General features: G+C 64.8%; 20 protein-coding genes and 1 pseudogene. 7 read left to right on the forward strand and 14 right to left on the reverse strand.

What is annotated here, in order from left to right; translation table 11 throughout:
* The first annotated feature begins 185 nt into the window (after positions 1-185).
* Together phnW and phnX are read left to right on the forward strand one after the other, a co-directional pair.
* The gene (gene phnW / locus EMB92_RS03290) at positions 186-1,394 is read left to right on the forward strand and encodes a 2-aminoethylphosphonate--pyruvate transaminase (RefSeq protein ID WP_150393740.1); all 1,209 of its coding nucleotides are present in this window, start codon (positions 186-188) and stop codon (positions 1,392-1,394) included.
* A gap of 33 nt (positions 1,395-1,427) precedes the next feature.
* Positions 1,428-2,210, forward strand: a complete 783-nt coding sequence (gene phnX, locus EMB92_RS03295) for a phosphonoacetaldehyde hydrolase (RefSeq protein WP_150393741.1) — start codon at positions 1,428-1,430, stop codon at positions 2,208-2,210.
* A 62-nt stretch (positions 2,211-2,272) separates the two neighbouring features.
* Here the strand turns inward: phnX and EMB92_RS03300 are convergent, their stop codons facing one another.
* The 6 genes from EMB92_RS03300 to EMB92_RS03325 all read right to left on the reverse strand — a co-directional run bounded on the left by EMB92_RS03300 (position 2,273) and on the right by EMB92_RS03325 (position 10,956).
* On the reverse strand, positions 2,273-3,970 hold the full coding sequence (locus EMB92_RS03300; RefSeq protein ID WP_150393742.1) for an aminotransferase-like domain-containing protein: 1,698 nt from the start codon (positions 3,968-3,970) through the stop codon (positions 2,273-2,275).
* 49 nt (positions 3,971-4,019) lie between these two features.
* A complete protein-coding gene (pdxT, locus tag EMB92_RS03305) occupies positions 4,020-4,658 on the reverse strand; it encodes a pyridoxal 5'-phosphate synthase glutaminase subunit PdxT (protein ID WP_150393743.1) in 639 nt (212 codons plus the stop codon).
* 18 nt (positions 4,659-4,676) lie between these two features.
* On the reverse strand, positions 4,677-5,552 hold the full coding sequence (pdxS, locus tag EMB92_RS03310; RefSeq protein ID WP_150393744.1) for a pyridoxal 5'-phosphate synthase lyase subunit PdxS: 876 nt from the start codon (positions 5,550-5,552) through the stop codon (positions 4,677-4,679).
* A 160-nt stretch (positions 5,553-5,712) separates the two neighbouring features.
* The gene (gene dnaG, locus EMB92_RS03315) at positions 5,713-7,833 is read right to left on the reverse strand and encodes a DNA primase (protein WP_150393745.1); all 2,121 of its coding nucleotides are present in this window, start codon (positions 7,831-7,833) and stop codon (positions 5,713-5,715) included.
* A 203-nt stretch (positions 7,834-8,036) separates the two neighbouring features.
* Entirely contained in the window at positions 8,037-9,329 is a 1,293-nt protein-coding gene (locus EMB92_RS03320) for a deoxyguanosinetriphosphate triphosphohydrolase (RefSeq protein ID WP_150393746.1), read from the reverse strand.
* 172 nt (positions 9,330-9,501) lie between these two features.
* Positions 9,502-10,956 carry an APC family permease gene (locus EMB92_RS03325; RefSeq protein ID WP_140445161.1) on the reverse strand — a complete coding sequence of 485 codons (1,455 nt, stop codon included), beginning with the start codon at positions 10,954-10,956 and terminating at the stop codon, positions 9,502-9,504.
* 391 nt (positions 10,957-11,347) lie between these two features.
* On the opposite strand from EMB92_RS03325, the gene alr reads away from it, so the two are divergent.
* Positions 11,348-12,715 carry an alanine racemase gene (gene alr, locus EMB92_RS03330; RefSeq protein ID WP_150393747.1) on the forward strand — a complete coding sequence of 456 codons (1,368 nt, stop codon included), beginning with the start codon at positions 11,348-11,350 and terminating at the stop codon, positions 12,713-12,715.
* Positions 12,716-12,801: 86 nt separating this feature from the next.
* Here alr and EMB92_RS03335 read toward each other — a convergent pair whose 3' ends face one another.
* The 4 genes from EMB92_RS03335 to EMB92_RS03350 all read right to left on the reverse strand — a co-directional run bounded on the left by EMB92_RS03335 (position 12,802) and on the right by EMB92_RS03350 (position 16,481).
* A complete protein-coding gene (locus EMB92_RS03335) occupies positions 12,802-13,287 on the reverse strand; it encodes a GNAT family N-acetyltransferase (RefSeq protein ID WP_181281171.1) in 486 nt (161 codons plus the stop codon).
* Between the two features lie 155 nt (positions 13,288-13,442).
* Complete coding sequence (gnd, locus tag EMB92_RS03340) at positions 13,443-14,336, reverse strand: phosphogluconate dehydrogenase (NAD(+)-dependent, decarboxylating) (protein WP_150393748.1); 894 nt, start codon at positions 14,334-14,336, stop codon at positions 13,443-13,445.
* Between the two features lie 84 nt (positions 14,337-14,420).
* Entirely contained in the window at positions 14,421-14,999 is a 579-nt protein-coding gene (locus EMB92_RS03345) for a gluconokinase (RefSeq protein WP_223847540.1), read from the reverse strand.
* 45 nt (positions 15,000-15,044) lie between these two features.
* Positions 15,045-16,481, reverse strand: coding sequence for a GntP family permease (locus tag EMB92_RS03350; RefSeq protein WP_223847541.1), 1,437 nt, complete (start codon positions 16,479-16,481; stop codon positions 15,045-15,047).
* A 169-nt stretch (positions 16,482-16,650) separates the two neighbouring features.
* Here EMB92_RS03350 and EMB92_RS03355 point away from each other — a divergent pair, with 169 nt between their 5' ends.
* Entirely contained in the window at positions 16,651-17,403 is a 753-nt protein-coding gene (locus tag EMB92_RS03355; RefSeq protein ID WP_150393749.1) for a FadR/GntR family transcriptional regulator, read from the forward strand.
* Positions 17,404-17,406: 3 nt separating this feature from the next.
* Here EMB92_RS03355 and EMB92_RS03360 read toward each other — a convergent pair whose 3' ends face one another.
* Positions 17,407-17,910, reverse strand: a complete 504-nt coding sequence (locus tag EMB92_RS03360) for an S-ribosylhomocysteine lyase (RefSeq protein ID WP_043166846.1) — start codon at positions 17,908-17,910, stop codon at positions 17,407-17,409.
* Positions 17,911-18,036: 126 nt separating this feature from the next.
* Here EMB92_RS03360 and EMB92_RS11895 point away from each other — a divergent pair.
* Positions 18,037-18,105: pseudogene (locus EMB92_RS11895) on the forward strand (zinc-ribbon domain-containing protein); the annotation flags it as partial.
* Positions 18,106-18,230: 125 nt separating this feature from the next.
* Here the strand turns inward: EMB92_RS11895 and EMB92_RS11635 are convergent.
* Entirely contained in the window at positions 18,231-18,413 is a 183-nt protein-coding gene (locus tag EMB92_RS11635; RefSeq protein WP_223847582.1) for a hypothetical protein, read from the reverse strand.
* On the opposite strand from EMB92_RS11635, the gene EMB92_RS11465 reads away from it, so the two are divergent.
* On the forward strand, positions 18,376-19,236 hold the full coding sequence (locus EMB92_RS11465) for a serine hydrolase (protein ID WP_223847577.1): 861 nt from the start codon (positions 18,376-18,378) through the stop codon (positions 19,234-19,236). The genes EMB92_RS11635 and EMB92_RS11465 overlap by 38 nt on opposite strands.
* Before the next feature lie 95 nt (positions 19,237-19,331).
* Complete coding sequence (locus EMB92_RS03370; RefSeq protein ID WP_223847542.1) at positions 19,332-20,252, forward strand: serine hydrolase; 921 nt, start codon at positions 19,332-19,334, stop codon at positions 20,250-20,252.
* A 30-nt stretch (positions 20,253-20,282) separates the two neighbouring features.
* Here the strand turns inward: EMB92_RS03370 and EMB92_RS03375 are convergent, their stop codons facing one another.
* Positions 20,283-20,786 (reverse strand): DUF4143 domain-containing protein, encoded by a 504-nt coding sequence (locus tag EMB92_RS03375; RefSeq protein WP_150393750.1) that lies wholly within the window; start codon positions 20,784-20,786, stop codon positions 20,283-20,285.
* A 148-nt stretch (positions 20,787-20,934) separates the two neighbouring features.
* Positions 20,935-23,184, reverse strand: a complete 2,250-nt coding sequence (locus EMB92_RS03380) for a toll/interleukin-1 receptor domain-containing protein (RefSeq protein ID WP_150393751.1) — start codon at positions 23,182-23,184, stop codon at positions 20,935-20,937.

The raw sequence follows: 23,184 nt of genomic DNA on the forward strand, positions 1-23,184 counted from the left end.
TCTTCGTGATTACACTCTGCGGGCGGAAGCCATATTCGGACACATTTTCAGCGCTTCAGCGCTTCACAACCCAAGCTTCATAACTGAATACCGCAACAACCAAGACCACGACAAACCACGCCCCCGCTCCCCCGACTCCCACGACGAGAAGCGAAGGACATCGACAAGGAAAGGAAACCACCATCATGGCGAACGAATACAAGCTGCTGACCCCCGGCCCGCTGACCACCACCCGCACCGTCAAGGAGGAGATGCTCTTCGACCACTGCACGTGGGACGAGGACTACCAGCAGATCACGCAGAAGATCCGCCGCCAGCTGCTCGAGCTCGCCCACGCCGACGACGGCGCCCACACCGTGGTGCTCATGCAGGGCTCCGGCACCTTCGGCGTCGAAAGCGTCCTGACCTCCGTGATCGGCAAGGACGAGAAGGTCCTGCTGTGCACCAACGGCGCATACGGCGACCGTCAGGTCAAGATCTGCGAGCACGCCGGCATCGCCTACACGCAGTACGCCGAGCCGTACGACCGCATCCCGGACGCCGAGCGCGTGGCCGAGTACCTGAACGCCGACCCGTCCATCACCCACGTCTCGATGATCCACTCCGAGACCACCTCCGGCTTGCTCAACGACATCCAGGCCGTGGCCGCCGTCGCCAAGGCGCACGGCTGCACGTTCATGGTCGACGCGATGAGCTCCTTCGGCGGCGTCGACATCCCGGTCGCCGACTGGGGCATCGACTTCCTCGTCTCCTCCGCCAACAAGTGCATCCAGGGCGTGCCCGGCTTCAGCTTCATCATCTGTGACAAGGCCAAGCTCGAGGCCTCCAAGGGCAAGGCGCGCAGCCTCTCCCTCGACCTGTGGGATCAGTGGAACACGCTCGAGAAGGCCAACGGCAAGTGGCGCTACACCTCCCCCACCCACGTCGTGCTCGCCTTTTCCAAGGCCCTCGACGAGATGTTCGCCGAAGGCGGCATCCCCGCCCGCTCCGCCCGCTACGCGCTCAACAACCACCTGCTCATCGCCCGTATGAAGGCGCTCGGTTTCCGTGTGTTCCTCAAGGACCACCAGGGCCCGATCATCACCACGTTCCTCTACCCGGAGGGCACGCAGTTCGACTTCCACGACATGTACGAGTTCATCAAGGAGCGCGGCTACGCGATCTACCCGGGCAAGCTGACCGACGAGGAGACCTTCCGTCTCGGCAACATCGGCGAGATCTACACCGACGACATCGAGAAGGTCACCGAGCTGCTGGCCCTGTACATGGGCGAGCGCGGCCTGCTGGCCGCCGCGACCGGTCTCGATTCAGTGCCGGCCGCGATCGCCGCGATGGACGCCGCCGGCGAGCCGATCAAGGCCGCCGCCCCGGCGAACGTCAAGCTCACCGCCTGATTCTTTCGAGTTCGTATTCAAGGAGATTCCATTATGACCAAGCGTTTTGAGGCCGTTATCTTCGACTGGGCCGGCACCACCGTGGACTACGGCTGCTTCGCCCCCGTCAAGGCGTTCCAGGAGGCGTTCAAGGAGTTCGGCGTCGAGCCGACGATGGCCGAGACCCGCAAGCCGATGGGCATGCTCAAGCACGACCACATCGAGACCATGCTGCACATGGATCGCATCGCCCGCGCATGGGAGGACAAGCATGGCGCCGCCCCGACCGACGCCGACACCGACGCCGTGTACGCGCACTTCGAGCCGAAGCTGCTGTCGATCCTCGACGGCTTCGCCGATCCAAAGCCGGGCGTGATCGACGCCGTCGCCGAGCTGCGCGCCGAAGGTCTCAAGATCGGTTCGACCACCGGCTACACCGACAGGATGATGGAGATCGTCGTGCCGAAGGCCGCCGAGAACGGCTACGCCCCGGACTTCTGGATCAGCCCGGACGGCACCAACGGCTTCGGCCGCCCCTACCCGTACATGGTCTTCAGGAACCTCGAGAAGCTCGGCGTGACCGATGTGCGCCGCGCGGTCAAGGTCGGCGACACGCTCTCCGACATCCGCGAGGGCAAGAACGCCGGCGTGTTCACGGTGGGCGTCACCGAGGGCAGCTCGCAGATGGCGCTCAGCCAGGACGAGTTCGAGGCGCTGTCCGATCAGGACAAGGCCAAGGTGCGCACCGCGGCCCGTGACGCGTTCGTCGCCGCCGGCGCGGACGCGGTCATCGACACGATGGCCGAGCTGCCGACCCTGCTCAAGCAGATCGCCTGAACATATCCGATATATGTCGATGTAGCCTGAGACTCCCGGAGCATTCATCCGGGAGTCTCAGGCTACATTGCGTTCAGCGATTCGCCGATCACTTGAATGCCCCTCTCCAGATCGGCCGCATCGGGGCGGACCATATTGAGGCGGATGTGGGCGTCGTCGCTCTCATCGACGTCGAAGACGCCGCCGGGCATGAACGTAACACCCCTGGCACGGCACCGGCCGAGCAGGTCGAGCGCGCGCACGCCTCCGGGCAGAGTAGCCCATATGTAGTATCCGCCCTGCGGTCGCGTCCAGCGCATGTCGTGGGGCATGTACCGTTCCAGCGCATCGAGGATCACGTCCCGGCGCGTGCGGTATGCGGCCGCAAGGGACGCGACATGCCCCGCGATGCGCCCCTCCTTGAGCAGTTCCAGACAGATGCGCTGCGAGGACGTGCTCGTATGCTGGTCGACCATGCGTCGCAATGCCGCAAGTCGCGCGATAACATGCGGATCGGCCACGACCCATCCGGTGCGCAGTCCCGACGTGACGGTCTTGGAGAACGTGGACAGATACATCACATAGCCGGTGTTCTCCATGCCGGCGAGCGGGATGGGACGATGACCGTCCCCGTACCATAGGTCGCCGTACGCGTCGTCCTCGACGATGAGGCACTGGTAGCGTCGGGCCACGTCGACGAGCGTGCGTCGGCGTTCGATCGGCATCGTCGTGCCGGTGGGATTATGGAACGTGGGGATCGTGTAGATGAGCTTCGGATGGAATCGAGCGCAGTAGCCCTCCAACAGGTCGGTGCGCATGCCGTCCCCGTCGACGGGTACGCCGACGATGCGCGCGTCTGCCGAGCGGAAGGTCTGCAGGGCGGGGAAGAACGTGGATTGTTCGACAAGCACGCAGTCGCCCGGATTGACGAACGCGCGCACGATCAGGTCGATGCCCTGTTCGGAGCCGGACAGGACCATGACGTTGCGCGCGTCGCAGCCGACGCCGCGGTCGCGCATGTGTTTCGCAAGCAGGTCGCGCAGCTCGTCGAACCCCTCGATGGGGGATTCGGGCTGTCCGTCGAACTCGTGCGAGGCGAACGCCTCAAGGCTCACCGCGCGCAGCAAATCGTCGGGGATGTCGGCCGGGTTCGGCGAGCCGGTGGCGAAATCGATCGGATGCGGACGGGCGTCATCTCTACCGCCACTGCCGCCCCGCTGGGCGCGATCCGCCTCGGCGATGTCGTGGTAGGTGAACCGGTTGGAATAGTCGGAGAACAGGATCGACCACGGCGGTCGGATGGCCGGCGGTTCGGCGGATGTCTCGCCGGACAGGCCGTCGCGAATCGTGTGGACTGCGCTCCGGCCCGTTCCTGATGCCGAACGGGTACCACGATCCTTCGCGGAGACGATGCCGGCATCGACGACCGAACCGACCCGCGTCGACGCCTGACTTGCGGACAGCGCAGTCGCACCGGTGGCATCGACGGATGCGGGCGGAACGGATGCGACCGTCGTGCCCGATGTAGCGGATGCAGCAGACGTGGCCGGCAGCACGAAGGTGCCCTTGCCGACCTTCGAGGCGATGAGTCCCTCGTCCTTCAGCTGCTGGTAGGCCTGCAACACGGTGGTGCGATTGACCTCGAGACGGGCGGCGAGCTCGCGTTCGGGCGGGAGCCGATAGCCTTCGGCGAGGGCACCGGAGACGATCGATTCGCGCAGCTGAGCCGCAAGCTGCCGGTACATCGGCACGCCCGAATGCCGGTCGACGGTCAATCGCATCGCATCCCACCTTTCGCCGCTGGTTGTTCCGTTCCGATCCCGGATCAGTCTAGAGCGAGAGGAACAGCTCGTGGATGCGGGTGTCGTCGGTGAGTTCGGGGTGGAACGCGGTGGCGAGGATATTGCCCTGGCGCAAGGCCACCGGATGCCCGTCGATCTCCGTCTCGACTTGTGCCTCGGGGCCGACAGAGACGACGAAGGGCCCGCGGATGAACACGAGCGGGAAGCCGGTGATGCGCTGCGGGTCGTCCGGAGCGCCGAAGTCGGCAGTCGTCTGGAAACTACCGAGCTGGCGGCCGTACGCGTTGCGGCGGACGACGGCGTCGAGCGCGCCGAAGTAGACGTTCGGATCGTTGTCGAGCTTCTTCGCGAGCAGGATCATGCCGGCGCAGGTGCCGAACACCGGCTTGCCGGCCCTGATGTGCTGGGCGATCGGCTCGAACAGGCCGGTCGAGTGGAGCAGCTTGCCCTGCGTGGTGGATTCGCCGCCGGGCAGGATCACCCGGTCGATGGACTCGTCGAAGTCCTCGGCGGCGCGCAGGAGCTTCCACGGGGCACCGAGCCTGTCCAGTACGGCGGCGTGTTCGGCGAATGCGCCCTGAACGGCGAGGATGCCGGTCACGCCATGCTTCGCGTGTTCGGCGTCGTCGGACTCCTCCTTGGAGATGTATTCAACGGCTACGACCATGCTGTCTTCCGCTCCCCGTCACTCGCCTCGGGCGGCCATGATGGTCTTGATCTCGTCCTCGTTGATGCCGACCATGGCCTCGCCGAGGTTCTCGGAGAGCCTGGCGAGCAGGTCGGCGTCCTGCCAGTTGGCGGTCGCCTTGACGATGGCGGCGGCGCGCTTGGCCGGGTCGCCGGACTTGAAGATGCCGGAGCCGACGAACACACCTTCGGCGCCGAGCTCCATCATCAGGGCCGCGTCGGCCGGGGTGGCGACGCCGCCGGCGGCGAAGTTGACGACGGGCAGACGGCCGTTGTCGTGCACGTACTTGGCGAGGTCGTACGGCACGGCGAGCTGCTTGGCCGCCTCGTACACCTCGTCGTCGCGCAGGGAGACGAGCTCGTGGATCTGCTTGTTCATCGTGCGCATGTGGCGCACGGCCTGAATCACGTCGCCGGTGCCGGGCTCGCCCTTGGTGCGAATCATCGCGGCGCCTTCGGCGATGCGGCGCAGGGCCTCACCGAGGTTCTTCGCGCCGCACACGAACGGCACGTCGAACTGGCGCTTGTCGATGTGGTAGACGTCGTCGGCCGGGGAGAGCACCTCGGACTCGTCGATGTAGTCGATGTCGATGGCCTGCAGGATACGGGCCTCGGCGATGTGTCCGATGCGTACCTTGGCCATGACCGGGATGGACACGGCCTCCTGGATGCCCTTGATCATGGCCGGGTCGGACATGCGGCTCACGCCGCCGGCGGCGCGGATGTCGGCCGGGATGCGCTCCAAAGCCATGACGGCGCACGCGCCGGCGTCCTGGGCGATCTTCGCTTGTTCGGGCGTGGTCACGTCCATGATCACGCCGCCCTTGAGCATCTGGGCCAGATTACGATTGAGTTCCGCACGATCCTGCGTCATGAGTGTTCCCTTCATGTGTGATAATGTGCGAACGACTGTTGGTTCGTTCCGTCGCGTTCATTATCGATCGCAGGACCATGCGGCCATCCAAGCCAGTCCAATTTGGATGGGGCCAATCGGCAAGTTCTTCACCCATCCAATCGCGATGCCGCCGTGCGCCTCAGCCGATGGTGCCGTAGACCTGAGCCTGGAGATCCTTGCGGGAGGTTTCAAGCTTGGTGATCTCACCCAGCAGGGCGATCTTCTCCTCGCCATCCGGAAGCATCGCCATGCGGCGGCGGGCGGCGCCGATGCGGCGCATCATCCCCATGTCGAGCAGCTTGGCGAGCAGCTCGTTGGCGTACTGCGTCTCGGCCTTGGTCGGCGGGCGCAACTGGGCGTCGGCGGAATCGGCGTCACCCGACGTGTTGATGTTGCCCGACGCATCCGAGCCGGACCCCGCGCCCGCGCGTCCCGAGGGCGGCAACGGAAGAGGCATCACGGCCAGCTCGTTGATGACCGGTTCGAGCATCGGCCCGCCCGCTTTGGTCAGATTGTGCATCCACAATCCCTGCGGGGTGTCGTTGGACGGCAATCCCCCGGCCGCGGCGATCGCCTGATACAGCGTGCGGAACACCGGCGTCATGAAGTTCGCGAGCGTCAGCGCGCCGAACCAGTTCGCGTCGATGGCGCGCGGCACCTGGATCAGCATCGCCATGAACTGCTGTTCGGCGATGAACACGGCGTCGTCGATACGGAAATACGTCTGCTCGCTCGCGTCGCGATGCTCGAGCTCGCGCCGGCGGGCGGGATTGGCATACGGGTTCTCCCCCGGTTCGAGACGCGGCTCCCCGCGTCCGAACGATCCGGGTTGATCACCGAACCTGCGGCGCTGCGCGTATGCGTCGTCATCGCGCACGTGCAGCTGGCGGCGCGCCATGTTCACCTCGCGGCGCATCACGTCCAGATCCACGCCGATGCGCCGCGTGGTCTTGCGCGTGTACATGTCGAGCAGCGAACGGTCCCGGATCTGCGCGACCAGCGGAGCCACCGCCTTGACCGCGCCCATCTGACCGGTCGTGTACGTGGTGTCGAACCGGCCGATCGCCGAGTCGATGACGAAATCATACAGGGGCTTCGCATTCGCTACCAGCGAGCGCACCGCCTCGTCTCCGCGTTCGATGCGCAGATCGCACGGGTCGAGATTGTCGTCCGCGACGGCGACGAACGTTTGCGTGAGGAAGGCCGAATCAAGGCCAAACGCATGCAGCGCCGCCTTCTGCCCGGCCGCGTCGCCGTCGAACGTGAACACGATGCGCGAGCTCAACGGCTGACCCTCGACCTTCAGCGGGCCGACCAGCTGGACCGCGCCGAGCGAATCGTCGGCGATCAGACGACGCACGATCTTCGCGTGTTCGGCGCCGAACGCGGTGCCGCAGGTCGCGATCGCCGTGTCGACCCCGGCCAGATGCATCGCCATCACATCCGTATATCCCTCGACGATGACGACCTGACGCTTCTTGACGATCGCCTTCTTCGCCAGATCGATGCCGTACAGCACCTGCGTCTTGCGATAGAGCGCCGTATCCGGCGTGTTGATGTACTTCGCGGCGATCTGATCGTCCTCATACAGCTTGCGCGCGCCGAAGCCGAGCGTGCGTCCGGTCGAATCGCGGATCGGCCATGTGACGCGCCCGCGGAAGTAGTCGTAGATGCCGCGCTGGCCCTGACGTGCAAGTCCCGCGTCGAGCATCTCCTGCTGCGTGAAGCCCTTCGATGCCAGATGGCGCACGAGATTGTCCCAGCCCTGCGGCGCGTAGCCGCAGCCGAAACGCTCGCAGTCGGCCTGGCTGAACGTGCGGCCGCCGAGCAGCTTGCGGGCGGCGAGCGCCTCCTTGGTCATGATCTGCGAGACGAAGAAGCGCTGTGCCTCCTCGTTCGCCTCGATGAGACGGGCGCGCTTCGAACCGGAATGCTCGGGTCTGCCGGTGCCGGAGTTCTCGTAGTGCAGTTCGATATGGTACTTGTCCGCGAGCAGCTGCACGGCCTCGCGGAAGTCGATGTTCTCCTGCTGTTCGACGAATTTGAACACGTCGCCACCGAGTCCGCAGCCGAAGCAGTGCCATACGCCGAGCGCCGGACGCACGTTGAAGCTGCCGGTCTTCTCGTCGTGGAACGGACACAGGCCGACGTAGTTGCCGGTGCCCGAGGGTTTCAGCGAGACGCTGGCCGATACGATGTCGTACAGGTCCGCGGCTGCGCGCACCTTCTCCACGTCTTCCTTCTTGATCATTCCGGCCATAGCTTCCTACCTTACCCCACCGTAAGGCTTGGTTTCAGCCGGCCGGCGGGGAGTGGGATATACGATACACGACACACTCAAGGCCGTTTGGCCAAGCTTACAGTCGTGCATCGTATATCCCACTCCCCGCCTCACTTCCAGCGTATTGTCCCGAAAAACGAGGTCCGGACCGGACACACCTCAAAGCTAATGCCAATGGCGCGTCAGCACAGGATCGAGTGGAGGGCGAGGGCTGAGGCGTCGGTGAGGGAGGCGACCTGGTCGACGGCGACGCGCAGCCGCTCGTCGTCGTTGGAGGCCGAGTCCCAGTCCTCGAGGAACTGACTTTCGAGCACGTCGGAGGGGCGGGGCGAGTCGGCCATGAGCACGTCGATCAGGTCCTCGACGATCCTGCGTTCCTCGAGGTGCAGCGGTTCGTGCTCGCGCGGGGCCATCACGAAGTAGACGGCGATGCCCTTCAGGGCGACGATCTCGTATGCGGTGTCCTCGGGGATGACGACGCTGGCCGAATAGCGGGTCAGGGGGCCGGGGCCGTACGTGTCGCGCGTCGCCTCCTCGACACTCCACGCGAATCTGCCGATGAGATCCGAGGTGATGTTCTTCAGCTGTGCGAGTGAGGAGCGCGAGCCATTGAAGTGCATGGGGAACATGTCGAGGCGCTGCAGTCGGCGGAATGCGGCGAGCAGCAGGTCGGGATCCCATTTGTCGCCGTACCAGTCGCGCGTCGCCTCGACGATGTGGTCGAGCATGCGCGGATCGGTGAGGACGATCGGCTCGAACGCGCCGGTCGCGATCGCGTCCTCCACGTCGTGCACGGAGTAGGCGATGTCGTCCGCGAGGTCCATGACCTGGCATTCCATCGGCTTGGTGGCTTCGGGAGCGTCGATCTTGAGCCAGCGGAAGACGTCCATGTCGTCCGGGTAGACGCAGAACTTCGTGGGTTTGACGCCTTTGATTTTCGCGTATTCGGCGGCCTGATCGAGCGTCCACGGGTATTTGACGGCGGCGTCGAGCGAGGCTCGCGTAAGATTCACTCCTGCGGATCGGCCGTCGGGATGCATGATCTTGGGTTCGAGTCGGGTGAGCAGTCTGAGGGTCTGCGCATTGCCTTCGAAGCCGCCGATGTTGCGGGCGATGTCGGCGAGCGCCTTCTCGCCGTTGTGCCCGAAGGGCGGGTGTCCGAGGTCGTGGGCGAGGCAGGCGCAGTCGACGACGTCCGGATCGCAGCCGAGCAGTTTGCCGACCTGTCTGCCGATCTGGGCGACTTCGAGCGTGTGCGTGAGCCGTGTGCGCGCGAAGTCGTCGGTGCCGGCGACGAGCACCTGGCTTTTGGCGCCGAGTCTTCTCAATGCCGACGAGTGGATGAGTCGGGCGCGGTCGCGTTCGAACGCGGTGCGCGATTTCGATTTGGGCGGTTCGATCGCCCAGCGTTCCTCGTCGAAGGCGGTGTACCCCTCGCCGCTCAGGACCGCTTCCCCATCCAGCGTCGTTTCCATGCCTCCAGCATAGGGCACCGCGGGAATTTGTGACGCTCACTAGCAGTAAGCGTCACTTATTCCCGAGATCCATGGGGACTTCGGGAATTTGTGACGCTTACGGATGACCAACGTCACTTATTACCGAGAGATGGGATGATCTCGGGAATAAGTGACGCTGAGGGGAGTTGGATCACTTGGCGGCGACTTTGGCGGCCTTATCTACACCATCCGCGCCGTTGAGCTTGGAGCGCTTGCGGCTGTAGGCGAAGTAGACCACGAGGCCGAGGCCGAACCAGACGGCGAAGCGCAGCCAGGTCTCCCAGTTGAGGCCGGCGATGAGGATGAAGCAGAAGATGATCGAGATGACCGGGGTGACAGGCACGCCCGGGGCCTTGAAGCCGCGGTGCGCGTCGGGCGCGGTCTTGCGCATCCACAGGATACCGGCGGAGACGATGATGAACGCGCTCAGCGTGCCGATGTTCACCAGCTCGAACAGCACGTTGATGTTGATGAAGCCTCCGGCGACGGCCGTGAGGATGCCGAAGAACCAGGTGCCCTTGAACGGGGTGCGGTACTTCTCGTGCACGTGGCCGAAGAACTCTGGGAACAGGCCGTCGCGGCTCATCGCGTAGCAGATGCGGGACTGTCCGTACAGCTGGACGAGCATCACCGTGGTCATGCCGACGAGGGCGCCGAGGTTGACGATGAACGCCAGCCAGTTCATGCCGGTGGCGAGGATCACGCCGGCGACCGGCGCGTCGATGAACTTGGCGAACTCCTTGTAGGGCACGATGCCGGTCATGATGAGCGTCATGATGATGTAGAGCACCGTCGAGATGCCGAGGGAGTAGAGGATGCCGCGAGGCAGGGTCTTGTTCGGGTTGACGGTCTCCTCGGCGGAGGAGGAGACGGCGTCGAAGCCGATGAAGCTGAAGAACACGATCGAGGCGGCCGGCACGATGCCATACGGCTGCGTGGAGCCGGGCTGGAACGTGTAGATGCCGTACGGGGAGAACGGCTTCCAGTTGGCCGGGTTGATGTACCACACGGTGCACACGATGAACAGGACGATGATCACGAGCTTGATCATCACCATGATGTCGTTGGTGCGCTTGGTCTGGTTGATGCCGATCGACAGCACCCACGTGATGATGAGGACGATGACGAAGCCTGGCAGGTTGAAGTAGGTGGTGACGCCCGGCGTGGTGCCGTATGCGGCGGTCAGCTCAACCGGCAGATGCAGGCCGAACCCTTCAAGCAGCTTGTTGAAGTATCCCGACCATCCGGCGGACACGGTGGCGGCCTGCAGCGCGTATTCGAGGATCAGATCCCAGCCGATGACGAACGCGATCAGCTCGCCGAACGCCAGATACGCGTAGGAGTAGGCGGAGCCGGAGACGGGGGCCATCGACGCGAACTCCGCGTAGCACAGGCCGGCGAAACCGCAGCAGATCGCGGCGAGCAGGAACGACACGGACAGGGCGGGGCCGGCGGTCAGAGCGCCCTTGCCGGTCAGCACGAAGATGCCGGTGCCGATGATCGCGCCGATGCCGAGCATCGTCAGATCGAACGTGCGCATCGTACGCTTCAGAGGGGTGGATTCGGCGACAAGCTGATCCACCGTTTTCTTACGGAACAGATTCATGGTTCTTCTCTCATGAATTAGTGGAATGGGGCTTGGCCGGACGGAATTCCGGGACCCCGACACGCCTCAACGCCGGGAGTCTTGAATACGGTCGTCATTGTTGCCCCCGCATATTACGGGAGGGAAAACGGCAAGCGAACCGTGTGAGAAGCGAGTATACGTCGGACCGGAGAGAACCACTGCGCGCCGTCTCACCATGTGTTCACGATATGGACCACGCCAATCGGCGTCTCCCTGTCATCTCCCTGTCATCTCCCCGTCATCTCCGTGTCGATCCACGCCGACCGACACCGCTCAACGCCCGACCGACGCTTCAATCCGGCGGTCCCACAAGGCCGCAATGTGGTCTCCCCCACAGCCACGTCACACTGACGCGCCACAATAGGGCGTCATGACTATCAACGCAGCGAATGCCGCTCCGGCAATCGAATTCAGCAACGAACAGGGCAAGGCCAACTACGCGGCCGCCCGCCGCCGCTACCCGGCGCAGGCCATCATCGACATGAGGGCCCTGCGCGACAACATGGCGCATCTGGTGGACGTCGTGGGAGGTCCGAACTCCGGCACCGCCGTGATGGGCGTCGTCAAGGCCGACGCCTACGGCCACGGCCTGCTGCCCGCCGCCCTCGCCGCGCTGGCCGGCGGCGCCACGTGGCTCGGCACCGCGCAGTCGCACGAGGCGCTGCTGCTCAGGAAGCTCGGCATCGGCCCCGACCGCTGCCACATTCTCACCTGGGTCTACAACGGCACCGAAGTGCCGTTCGACGAGCTCATCGCGAACGACATCGACATCTCCGTCGGCTCCCTGCCGGGCATCGACCGCGTGGCCGAGGCCGCCCGCACGCTCGGCAAGACGGCGCGCGTGCATGTGAAGGTCGATTCCGGCTTCGGACGCAACGGCTTCACCCCGGCCGGCTTCGACGCCGCGCTCGCCAAGCTCGTTCCGCTCGCCAAGGAGGGTGTGCTGCACATCGTGGGCCAGTGGAGCCACCTCGCCGTGGCCGATTCGCCGGACGTGCCGGAGTTCGTCGCCTCCACCGACCGTCAGATCGAGAACTTCAAGGACTTCACCCGTCGTATGGAGGCCGCGGGCATCGCCCCCGAGATCCGCCACCTCGCGAACACCGCGGCGACGCTCGACCGTCCGGAGATCCACTTCGAGCTCACGCGTCCGGGCATCGGCCTGTACGGCTACGAACCGGACCCGGCGATGGGCACGCCGCGCGACTGGCATCTGACCCCGGCCATGCGTCTGCAGGCGCAGCTCGGTACCGTCAAGGACGTGGAGGCCGGCCACGGCATCTCCTACGGCCGCACCTACCTGACCCCGGACGACACGTCCACGGCGATCGTGCCGCTCGGCTACGCGGACGGCATCCACCGCTCCGCCTCCGGATTCGACATGCAGGGAGCCAAGCATGTGGAGAAGCCGGGCGGCCCGGTGCGTGTGATGACCGCCGAGGGCCCGAAGCTCTACCGCGTCTCCGGGCGCGTGTGCATGGATCAGTTCATCCTCGATCTGCACGGTTCGGCGGCCGCGCTCGGCGTGCATGAGGGCGACACGGTCGAACTGTTCGGCCCGGGCCGCGGCGAAGAGTTCGTCGAGCCGACCGCCGACGATTGGGCACGCGCGGCCGATACGATCAGCTACGAGATCTTCACCTGCCTGAGGAACCGCATTCCGCGCCTGTATGAGCACGCCGCCGAGGTGCTGCCGGCGGACGATCTCGCCAAGCTCGATCCGACGAGCCTGCTGTAACCGCATACGCAGCCAAAACGCGCTAGCCCCCTGCCGACCGATACGGTTTCGGCAGGGGGCTAGTGCGTTTCGCCGGTCCACTCACCTCACCACTCGTGACGCTGGTAGGCGATGCGGGTGGTGTCCGTCGGACGGTCGATCAGCTGGATCAGCCCGCATCGGGCGAATCCGTTGGTCTCAAGCACATGCTGCATGGCACGGTTGTTGGGATGCGTGTCGGCGCGCACATTGCCGTAGTGCTTGAGCGCCCAGGCGATGCAGTCGCGCGCCGCGTGCTTGACCAGACCGGAGGCCGCGATGCGGTGGATGGTGACATAGGCGTCATCGTCCAGCCAGGCTCCGTCGATGTGCTTGTAGGTGGGGTCCTCCCCCGGGCACAACGCGAACTGGGCGAGGATGCGCTCGTGTCCGTTCTGCGTGTCGACGAGCAGCATCGTGCGCTGGTTGGCGATGTCGTCCCTGATGACCTCCTCGCGCGGGAACGTGTTGCCCCATTGCGTGGGATTGCCGTTGCGCGCCATCAGCTCGCGGGCGTGCGCGTAGATCTTGAGCATCTGGGGAAGATCGTGCATGGTCGCGTGGCGGAAGCGCCGGGAGGAGGTATTGGATACCACGATTCACCTCACGGTCGATTGGTCGGATTGGGTCGGTTGGAATGGTGACTGACGGGTTACGCTACCATGTCCGCCGCACAAACCAGTGATGTCCGTTTCGGTGCGTGGTCGTTTCAGTGCGTGGCGATCTCGTCGACCTTGGTGACATGTCCGCCGAACTGGGCGCGCAACGCGGTGACGACCCTGAGGATGTCGTCGGCGCCGCCGCGCGAGGCCTGACGCTGCCATAGGGCCGCGGCGGTGGTCGGGGTGGGCACGCCGAGTTCGAGCGCGGCCTCGACCATCCACTTGGCCTCACCCGACTCGTTGGCGACGGCCGGCACGTCCTTCAATTCGGGATCGTTCCTGGTGGCGTTGTCGAGCAGGTCGAGCAGCCAGCTTGCCACCACGGATCCGGTGCGCCACGAGGTCATCGTCTCGGCCGGGTTGGTCACGTATTCGCTGCGCAGCATCGTCGCGAAGCCCTCGCCGAACGCCTGCATCATGCCGTATTCGATGCCGTTGTGGACCATCTTGGCGAAATGTCCACCACCGACCGGGCCGGCGTGGACGAGGCCGAACTCACCTTCGGGCTTGAGGCTCCTGAAGATCGGCAGGACGGTCTCGTAGTCCTTGTCGTCGCCACCGATCATCAGCGCGTAGCCGCGTTCGGCGCCCCACACGCCGCCGGAGACGCCGCAGTCGAGGAACCCGATGCCGCGCTTCGCAAGGGCGGCCGCGTGCTCGCGGTCCTCGGTGTACTTGGAGTTGCCGCCGTCGACGACGATGTCGCCGGGCTCGAGCAGTTCGCCCAGACGCGCGATCGTCGAATCGGTGGGGGCGCCGGCAGGAACCATCACCCATACGACGCGGGGCGCGTCGAGCGCGGCCACCAGAGCCTCGAGCGAATCGACGTCACGCCCGGAGTCGGGGTTCATGTCGAAGCCGACGACGTCGTGGCCGTCCTCCCTCAAGCGCCTGACCATGTTGCCGCCCATACGGCCGAGGCCGATCATACCCATCTGCATTTCGGTTGCCTTCCTGTCCTGATTGCTGAGTCGTAGCGTTGGTGTTGCGATGTGATTGACGATGCGTTGACGATGCCGGAGTCCTCACAGGTGCAGCGCGCCCGCGACGGCGGCCGCCTCCTGCTCGGGGGTGCCCAGTCCGATGTGCGCGGCGACATGGACCTCGTCGTCGCCCGGCTCTTCAAGGATGTCGAACTGGCTTTGGAGCATCTCCGGCTTCATGAAGTGGTTCTCGCGGGTGGACAGGCGTTCCATCACCTCGTCGAACGTGCCCTTCATGTAGACGAACACGACGCCGTCGCGACGCAGCCTGTCGCGGTAGGCGCGCTTCAACGCGGAGCAGGTGACGACGGCGGGCTCGCCGACGGCGATGCGCTCGTCGATCCACGCGGCAAGGGTGTCGAGCCACGGCCAGCGGTCCTCGTCGGTGAGCGGGTGGCCGGCGGCCATCTTGTCGATGTTGGCCTGCGGGTGGAAGTCGTCGGCCTCGGCGTACTTCAAGCCGTAGTGGTCGACGAGGTGCTCGGCGACGGTGGTCTTGCCGCAGCCGCACACGCCCATGAGGACGATGATCGGCTTGGCGTGGCTGAAGTACTTGGCGGGGATGGTGTTTTCGACGATGATGCGCTCGGCGAGGGTGGGGGTGGCGGTTGCGGTGGTCATGGTGCGGTTCCTTTGTACGTGGAGTCTTATAGGGATTGCGGGAGGTCAGACAAGGGGCACGAAGATGCTGGCGATCATGACGAGGGCGAGCACGACGAGCGAGAGCAGGCATTCGAGGACGGTCCACGTCTTGAACGTCTCGCCGACCTCGAGGCCGAAGTACTCCTTGATAAGCCAGAATCCGGCGTCGTTGACGTGGGAGAGGAACACGGAGCCGGCGCCGATCGCGATGACGAGCAGGGCGATGGCCGGGGCGGTCACGCCCATCTGGTCGACGACGGGGCCGAGGATGCCGGCGGTGGTGATGATCGCGACGGTGGCGGAGCCGGTGGCGACGCGCACGAACGCGGCGATGAGCCATGCGACGAGGAAGATGGAGATCGAGGAGCTTTCGACGAACCTGCCGATGATGTCGCCGATGCCGGTGTCGACGAGGACGCCCTTGTAGCCGCCGCCGGCGCCGACGATGAGCAGGATGCCGGCGATCGGGGGAAGCGCGGCCTTGAGCGAGTCGTTGACGGCCTTCCAGGTCATGTGGGTGGCGCGGCCGAGCACGAGCATCGCGAAGACCACGGCGACGGCGAGCGCGATGGCGGGCTTGCCGAAGAAGGCGAAGACCTGCGCGTAGAGGGCGTCGGAGCCGGCCTGATCGGGGGCGGCGATCTCGAAGATCGCGTTGCCGAGCATGAGGATCGCGGGCATGAGGATGCACAGCACGGACAGGGCGAACGGCGGCTTGGTGGTGACGGGGTTGCCGTCGGCGTCGACACGGCCCTTGCCGGTCTCGAAGTTCTCGGGAGCGCCGACCGGCACCCACTTGGCGGCGAACTTGGAGAAGAGCGGGCCGACGAGCGCGGCGGTGATCACGGCGATCGGCAGGCCGAACATCATGGTGACGCCGACGGAGCCGTTCTTGAAGCAGCTGAGCGCAGCGAGCGGGCCGGGCTGGGGCGGCATGCAGGCGTGCATGACGGACAGGCCGGCGAGGGTCGGGATGGCGACGCGCATGAGCGGCAGCTTGGAGCGACGGGTGATGAGGATGATGACGGGCACGAGCACGACGAGGCCGACCTCGAAGAACATGGGCAGGCCGATCAGAGCGCCGATCAGGGCCATGGTCCACGGGATCATCTTCACGGAGGTCTTCGCCAGCAGCGTGTCGACGATGGAGTCGGCGGCGCCGGTGTCCATGAGCACGCGGCCGAGCATCGCGCCGAGGCCGACGAGGATGCCGACGGAGGCCATCGTGGAGCCGAAGGTGTCGGAGAAGCTTTCGACGGTGGCGACCGGTCCGTAGCCGGATCCGATGCCGACGACCAGTGCGGAGATGAGCAGGGAGACGAACGGGTGCAGCTTGGCGACGGTGACCAGCAGGATCAGGACGACGATGCTGGCGACCACGCTGATGCCGAGCTGGGTGCCGTTGAGGTGCACCGCGGTATCAGCCGCCGTGGTGGCCGCTGCGAGAATCATGGTATTCATAATCCATCTCTTCTTTGAGTCGTTGTATTGGATGACGAAACTCTGTCAACCAATCTGTTTTGTATGTTGATATGCAATATAACGCACCGTTTTGGATTACGCAATACGATTCAGGGACGGCGTGTCGAATATGTATGCCATAACACATCGCCTGTGCGATACTTGTCCTATGAATACGGAGAAGACGGAAGATACGGCGCGCACCGGTCAATACGCCGGGCAGAGTGACGAACGCCCGTTGCACGACCGGCTGCTGGACTGGTGGGGCATGGCGATCGTCGACGGCGACATCGCCCCGGGAGACCGGCTCCCCGACCCCGATCTCGGCGGCGAAAGCCCCTCGCGCACGGTCACGCGAGAGGCGACGCGTGTGCTGGAATCGATGGGACTGGTGAGCGTCAGGCGCAAGGCGGGCGCGACGGTCAACCCGATCCGGCAATGGAACATGTTCGACCCGCAGGTGGTCCGTTGGCGCCTGAGCGGGCGGCACCGCCTGAACGCGCTGCACGAACTATCGCAGCTTCGCTCGGCGGTCGAGCCGCTGGCCGCGCGCCTCGCCGCCACGCACGCCACGAACGAGCAGTGGGCGGCACTGACCGAGGCCGCGATCGGCATGGTCTCGCACGCGGACCACGCCGACGAGCAGGAGTACCTCGATGCGGACAGCCTGTTCCACCGCACGCTCGTGGAGGCGAGCGGGAATCTGATGATCGCCGATCTGGGCGACGTCATCGTCGCCACGCTCGAGGGGCGCACGCATCACGAGCTGATGCCGAAGACCGCGAATCAGGAGGCGCTGGACCTGCACAGCGAGGTCGCGGCGCTGGTGCGCCGGGGCGACGGCGCGGGCGCCGAGGCGGCGATGCGCCGCATCGTCGACGAATCGGACGACGCGATCACGCGCATCGCCGAGCGGGCGTAAGGCTCAGACGACCTTGCGGACGAAGGGGTCGGAGCTGATGCCCTTGGCGAGGATGTCCTTGCACCACTCCTTCGCGGTGAACAGGCTGTGGTCGCGGTAGTTGCCGCAGCTTTCGATCGTCGTGGCGGGGACGTCGTCCCACGTGGCCTTGTAGGCGATGAACTCGAGCGACTCCTTCAGCGCCTTGGCGACCTCCTCGGTGGGGTGCTCGCCCCAGGTGAGCAGGTGGAAGCCGGTGCGGCAGCCGAACGGCGAGCAGTCGATGTAGCCGTCGATGCGCTCGCGCAGCAGCACGGCGATCGTGTGCTCGATCGTGTGCAGGCCCGCGGTCGGGATCGCGTTCTCGTTCGGCTGCACGAGACGCAGGTCGTAGTTGGAGATCACATCGCCGTGCGGCCCCTTCTCCGTGTCGATGTAGCGCACGTACGGCGCCTTGACCTTCGTGTGATCCAGCTGGAAGCTCTCGACGACGGGCTTCGTCGGCTTCTCGTTCGTTTCCTCAACCATTTGTCGTCCTCCATAGGTGTTCATTGGAATGACGGATACCATAATAGGACGTGGTTCTTCATGCGGGAGGACAACGCGCATGCGCAAGAACGACGCGGGAAGAACACAGGGAAGGAAAGGGATCATATGCGTTTCTGCACGAACTGCGGTCACAGTCTTGAACCCGGAACGAGATTCTGCACGAACTGCGGCACGCCGATTGCTCAGATGACTCCCGCCGGGTCGTCCGCAGCAGCTCAGCCGGAGCCCGCGCCGATTCAACCGGTACCGGTACCGGCACCGGCACCGACGCCGACACCGACGAGGGGAACGTCGCAGAATCATCCGGTGCCGGCTCCCCCGCAGGCTTCGCCCGCACCCGCGTCCGGTCCTTCGCCTTCGCCGGTGCCGGCTCCCACGCCGACCGCCACGACACGGTCCAGGACGAACCGGATATGGATCATCGTCGTGGCCTCGATCGCCGCCGTGGCGATCGTCGCGGCGCTCGTGTTCGCGTTCGTCATCAAGCCGGACTTCCTGACCGGCTCGACCCCGACCAATCAGACCACCGGACAGTCGAACACGACCGATTCGGACAAGTCCGAAGCCGATTCCGCAACCAAATCCGACGCCGACGCGAAGGCCAAGGCGACGAAGCCCAACTCGAAGTCGTTGTCGTCGATCACCGACAAGTACTCCTCCACCGACGTGTCGGTCTCGGCGATGTTCCTCGGCGACGGCACCTCGTCGGCCGACACGTCCTATTCGGAAAAGGACGTGGCCAACACGGTCGCCGCACGCACGAAGTTCGTTTCCGCAGGCCTGTACCTGCCCGTCTATCTCGCCGCACGGTCGAACGGTGGCGATTCCCTCACCGAGGCGCAGACGATGATGTCCACGATGGACAATGCGGCCGCCAATCAGGCGATCGCCGACTTCGGCGGCTTCGAGGCGATCAACCTGTGGCTCAAGCAGCACGGATACGCCGACACTACGCTGGACCGTAACTTCGGCGACGTGCAGGCCAGCAACGCCGGCTACGAGAACACCAGCTCCACGTTCGACGCCGTACGCATGCTCGCCGCGGTGGATGCGGCCGGGGTGTCCGACCTCATGAACGTTGACGTCGCGGCCGAAGGGGTAGCGATTCCGACCGACATGACCATCCACGCACATCGCGGACAGGGCATCAAGAACACGTGGAACTACTTCGCGGTCGTCACCACACCGCACGGCAAAGCGGCGGTCGCGCTCGCCACGCAGAATCAGGGCAAGGGCACGGCGGCGCAGATCATGAGCGACGTCCTCGCCGACATCGACCAGCAGCTCGCCAAGGCGGACGAGTGATGGGCGGGCGCCGTTCCGCCCGCAGCGCATCCTCCCATAGACGTCGTGGACGGTCACACGCCGCGCGGAGTCGCACGCCGATCGCAGCCGTCATCGTGGCAGCGGTGCTGCTGGTCGCCGTACTCGCCGGGATCATCGCGTATCCGCGCGTGACGGGCGTGGCAGGCGGCGCAGCGGATGACCCCGGCCGAAATCAGATCACGTCATCGACGACGAAACATGCTGCGGACGGCGACATGACAGGTACGGGTGACGGGACCGACAAAGCCGAAACGGCCGCACCGGACCCGGATGCGGCGCGCATCGATGCGGTGAGACAGACGATCGAATCGACCGTCGCACAGTATCCGGGCGACTGGTCCGTGTACGCACTCGACCTCGGCAGCGGGCGGGACACGGCGATCAACGACAAACCGCTGGTCGCGGCGTCGCTGATCAAGCTGTACATCATGCTCACGGTGTTCGACGGTATCGAACGCGGGACGATCGCCGACAACGCGACGATCGACGCGAACCTGCAGCAGATGATCACGGTCAGTTCGAACGACGCGGCCAACCGGCTACTCGCCGTCATCGGCGGCAAGGGCGGGACCACGGCCGCGATCGCGACCGTCACCGACACCGCCGGACGGTACGGCTTCTCCAGCACGAAAGAGCTGCGCGCGCTGACGGGCGCCGCCTCGGGCAACGCCGTCGAGAACTGGACGTCGGCTCGCGACTGCGGGACGTTCCTCTCCAAGGCGTATCGGGGCGAACTGGTGTCGGCGAACGCGAGCAAGAGAATGGTCGACCTGCTGCTCGGGCAGACGCGACGCACGAAGATCCCAGCGGGCGTGCCGGCAGGCGTGCAGGTGGCGAACAAGACCGGCGAACTGGCCGCGGTGCAGAACGACGTCGCAATCGTCTACGGCGCCCGCCCATACGTGATCGCCGTGATGGCGAACGACGTCGACGAATCCGCCGCCGCGAACATCGCAACGCTCTCCGCGAACGTGTACCAAGCGTTCGAGGGGTGAGACAGCAGAGGCTGGCGGACGGACGCGTCGTCAGCCGATCAACCGTCCGAGATCGGTGATGCCGATGACCTGACCGTGACTGGTCGCGAAGGATTCCTCTCCCCCATAGACCACGAAACGGTTGTCCACGGGCAGACCGAAATCCGGTGCGAGATCCTCGAGAATCTCGAACGATTTCGGCTTGAACGATGACGAGGACCTGACCTCGACAGCATACAGCGGCCGCCCGCCCTTCTCGATGATCAGGTCGACCTCTTTCTTGTTGCTGTCACGCCAGTAGAACAGCTTCGGTTCCCTGCCGAGCGCCTGATATCGTTTGACGATCTCGACCACGACCATGTTCTCGTAGAGGTTGCCGCGATATTGACTGGTGAACAGTTGATCGGCCGATTCCATGCCCAGCAGGTTGGCCGCCAACCCGATGTCATAGAAGGCTATTCGCAGGCATATCGCCGACGGACGCAAGTTCGGCTCAAAGCCCTTGGAATCATTGCGTTCTCCCTCATCGACACATGCGTAATCGGCGATCTGCATAAACCGTAACCCACGATTTGCATAAAACCTAGTGATCTAGGTCACATATACGACTGATGCTCACCGCGGCCGAATCGTGCTCAACGTTCTCCAGCGTTGAATGCGGCGATCACCTCTCCCCCTGACAGTCCTGTGACCACATCCACGACTATTTCACATCGCATAACCCCAGTCTCCTCGCTCGATCCAGCACGGCCCGGGCCTGTGCCCGCATGTCCTTCACGGTGAAGCTCTCCGGATACGAGGGTACCCGTACGATCAGCCCCTCTCGCGTGGCACCAAACACATAGTTGCCGTCCGGACTGTAGACGACGCCACGCATCTCCCCGGGCTGCTCTCTCCACGCCCATCCGGGCTGCATGTCCGCACGCAGAAGGGCGATCGCCCCGTTGGACAGACCGACCGCGAACTGCGATCCGTCTGGGGAGATCGCGACGGCTCGCGATTGAGCGGAGGTCGCATCCGTTGTATACGGCATCAGACCCGCGCCAATGGTCCATGCACCGCCTGCCCACCTGTCGTTGGATGGCCGCAGACTACGCGAACAGTTACCAACGGTGGTACCGTTGCCGACGGCCAAGGCCCTGTCGGCCCCAGCCGCGATCGCCTGCACCACGCCTCCGGGGCATTCGCCGATGAACGCGCCCATGATCCTGCCATCGGCGGCGAGCCGCAGCTTGCCGGAACCACTGGAACCGATCTGTCCTACCCCAATGGCTCCACTGCCGATGCCGACGAAGACTCGGCCCTCGCCGTTGACGCCGAGCGCCGAAACGTTCGGATACCCATCGATAGTATCCACGATGGCACCGGTGTCTACTCTGAGTACGGCGATCTTCGAGCCGCAATCGATGACCACACCCTTCGCGTCTTGGGCGACATGTCCAGGCTGGCATTGGTCCGATACCTCGAACCGAGACGTCTTATGCGAGGCCAGATCGACTCCGTAGAGCGCGTAGTCATCGCCCCTTTGCGCGATGACGTACACTTTGTCCGATTCCGGACCACCGGTGATTTCGTAGGCGTCGACATCCTCCGAAGCCAACGCCGTCTCGGTGGATTCGACCTTGCCGGAGCCACCGTCTACGACGACGATGCGCCCATCCCGCCCGAGAAACGCCGCCTTGCGACCACCGTCGAACGAAGTACCGCCTACGATCCACAGATCGGTGCGGGACACAACCTCGGTACGGCTGCGCACCTCCCACACGTCCACGGTTCCATCGGACAGCTCCACGGCGATTCGAGATCCATCCCCATTCCACGTGATGTTCCCGGCACCGGATACATCGGCACCGGACAACGTCATCACCACGGAGGCAAGACGCGGATCGATAATCACGATGCCCCGCTCCGCAAGCGCAGCCAGATACAGCCCGTCCGGCGAGAACGCCACCATTCTGGCCCTGCCGACGCCGAGATCGGAGACGGACAACACGCCAACCTCTCCCTCCGCCGCGCCGGACGTACCAGACCGGCGGATCGACACCGAACCGTCGGCGCCGACATTTGCAGTGCGGACACGATCCGAGGAGGAGGCCATGGCACCCCTGGGATGCGAGAACGAAAAATCCTCATATCGGGAATCGGAGACTGTCCCCCGCTCGACCGGCGTTTTCACCGACAGCGCCGTATGCAGTTCGGTCAGATAATCCGTCGAATTAAATCTACCGTCTTTGGGAAATGCCAGCACCGTCTTCAACGCCTCATATGGGCCTTCCCCCATCGCCGCGTCCAATGCGCGGCGATGCGACGAGATGACACGCGATTCCGTTTCCAATCGCCCGATGGTATCCATCTGAGTCTTGAGGTTCCACGGGATCAGGATGGCGAGGATGACGACCATCACCGCGAGCGCCGCCATGATCCGCTTTATACGCCGATGTCTGATGGACCGGATCAGATATCGACGGGCTGCATCGGTGACCACACCCCTGCCACGCCCGAACACGCGGTTCAATTCCTTGAGGTACCTGCCTCGCGCTAGGTCACGGGATCGAGCGCCGCCTTCGAGCCAGGCCCCCGCGGACACCTCGATATCGGACACCAACCGGTCCTCAGCGGTGACCGCGGCGAGCGCGGCGACGACGGCGTTCACCGCCCGATCGAGGTCCCGCTCCGCGGCATCAACTGGGATCTCGACATGCGGCCGGTGGTAGTAGCCTGCGCAATCCCCCTCCTCCTGGCATGCTCGGGAGTCATACCACTCCGGTGACGTGCACATCACCACCAGATCGGCGCCACGGATGGCATCGTTGACCTGGCGCTTCCAGTTCACGCCCGCGGGCAGACTCGCGGTATCACGCCACACATCAACGCCCTCCTGATTCAGTCTGGATGTTAACGCATCGACCACCGCGGACCGTTGACGAGAGTAGGAGATGAAGATGTAGCGCAT

The sequence above is a fragment of the Bifidobacterium callitrichos genome (genome assembly GCF_008698085.1).
Lineage (GTDB): Bacteria > Actinomycetota > Actinomycetes > Actinomycetales > Bifidobacteriaceae > Bifidobacterium > Bifidobacterium callitrichos.

Bases quoted from the DNA above. Each gene is read 5' to 3' on its own strand.
- phnW (WP_150393740.1), top strand. From the start codon at position 186: ATGGCGAACGAATACAAGCTGCTGACCCCCGGCCCGCTGACCACCACC.
- EMB92_RS03380 (WP_150393751.1), bottom strand. From the start codon at position 23,184: ATGCGCTACATCTTCATCTCCTACTCTCGTCAACGGTCCGCGGTGGTC.
- EMB92_RS03320 (WP_150393746.1), bottom strand. From the start codon at position 9,329: ATGGAAACGACGCTGGATGGGGAAGCGGTCCTGAGCGGCGAGGGGTAC.
- EMB92_RS03325 (WP_140445161.1), bottom strand. From the start codon at position 10,956: ATGAATCTGTTCCGTAAGAAAACGGTGGATCAGCTTGTCGCCGAATCC.
- EMB92_RS03300 (WP_150393742.1), bottom strand. From the start codon at position 3,970: ATGCGATTGACCGTCGACCGGCATTCGGGCGTGCCGATGTACCGGCAG.
- alr (WP_150393747.1), top strand. From the start codon at position 11,348: ATGACTATCAACGCAGCGAATGCCGCTCCGGCAATCGAATTCAGCAAC.
- pdxT (WP_150393743.1), bottom strand. From the start codon at position 4,658: ATGGTCGTAGCCGTTGAATACATCTCCAAGGAGGAGTCCGACGACGCC.
- phnX (WP_150393741.1), top strand. From the start codon at position 1,428: ATGACCAAGCGTTTTGAGGCCGTTATCTTCGACTGGGCCGGCACCACC.
- dnaG (WP_150393745.1), bottom strand. From the start codon at position 7,833: ATGGCCGGAATGATCAAGAAGGAAGACGTGGAGAAGGTGCGCGCAGCC.
- EMB92_RS03375 (WP_150393750.1), bottom strand. From the start codon at position 20,786: ATGCAGATCGCCGATTACGCATGTGTCGATGAGGGAGAACGCAATGAT.
- EMB92_RS03360 (WP_043166846.1), bottom strand. From the start codon at position 17,910: ATGGTTGAGGAAACGAACGAGAAGCCGACGAAGCCCGTCGTCGAGAGC.
- EMB92_RS03345 (WP_223847540.1), bottom strand. From the start codon at position 14,999: ATGACCACCGCAACCGCCACCCCCACCCTCGCCGAGCGCATCATCGTC.
- EMB92_RS03335 (WP_181281171.1), bottom strand. From the start codon at position 13,287: ATGCACGATCTTCCCCAGATGCTCAAGATCTACGCGCACGCCCGCGAG.
- pdxS (WP_150393744.1), bottom strand. From the start codon at position 5,552: ATGACGCAGGATCGTGCGGAACTCAATCGTAATCTGGCCCAGATGCTC.
- EMB92_RS11635 (WP_223847582.1), bottom strand. From the start codon at position 18,413: ATGACGAACGCGAACACGAGCGCCGCGACGATCGCCACGGCGGCGATC.
- gnd (WP_150393748.1), bottom strand. From the start codon at position 14,336: ATGCAGATGGGTATGATCGGCCTCGGCCGTATGGGCGGCAACATGGTC.
- EMB92_RS03350 (WP_223847541.1), bottom strand. From the start codon at position 16,481: ATGAATACCATGATTCTCGCAGCGGCCACCACGGCGGCTGATACCGCG.
- EMB92_RS03355 (WP_150393749.1), top strand. From the start codon at position 16,651: ATGAATACGGAGAAGACGGAAGATACGGCGCGCACCGGTCAATACGCC.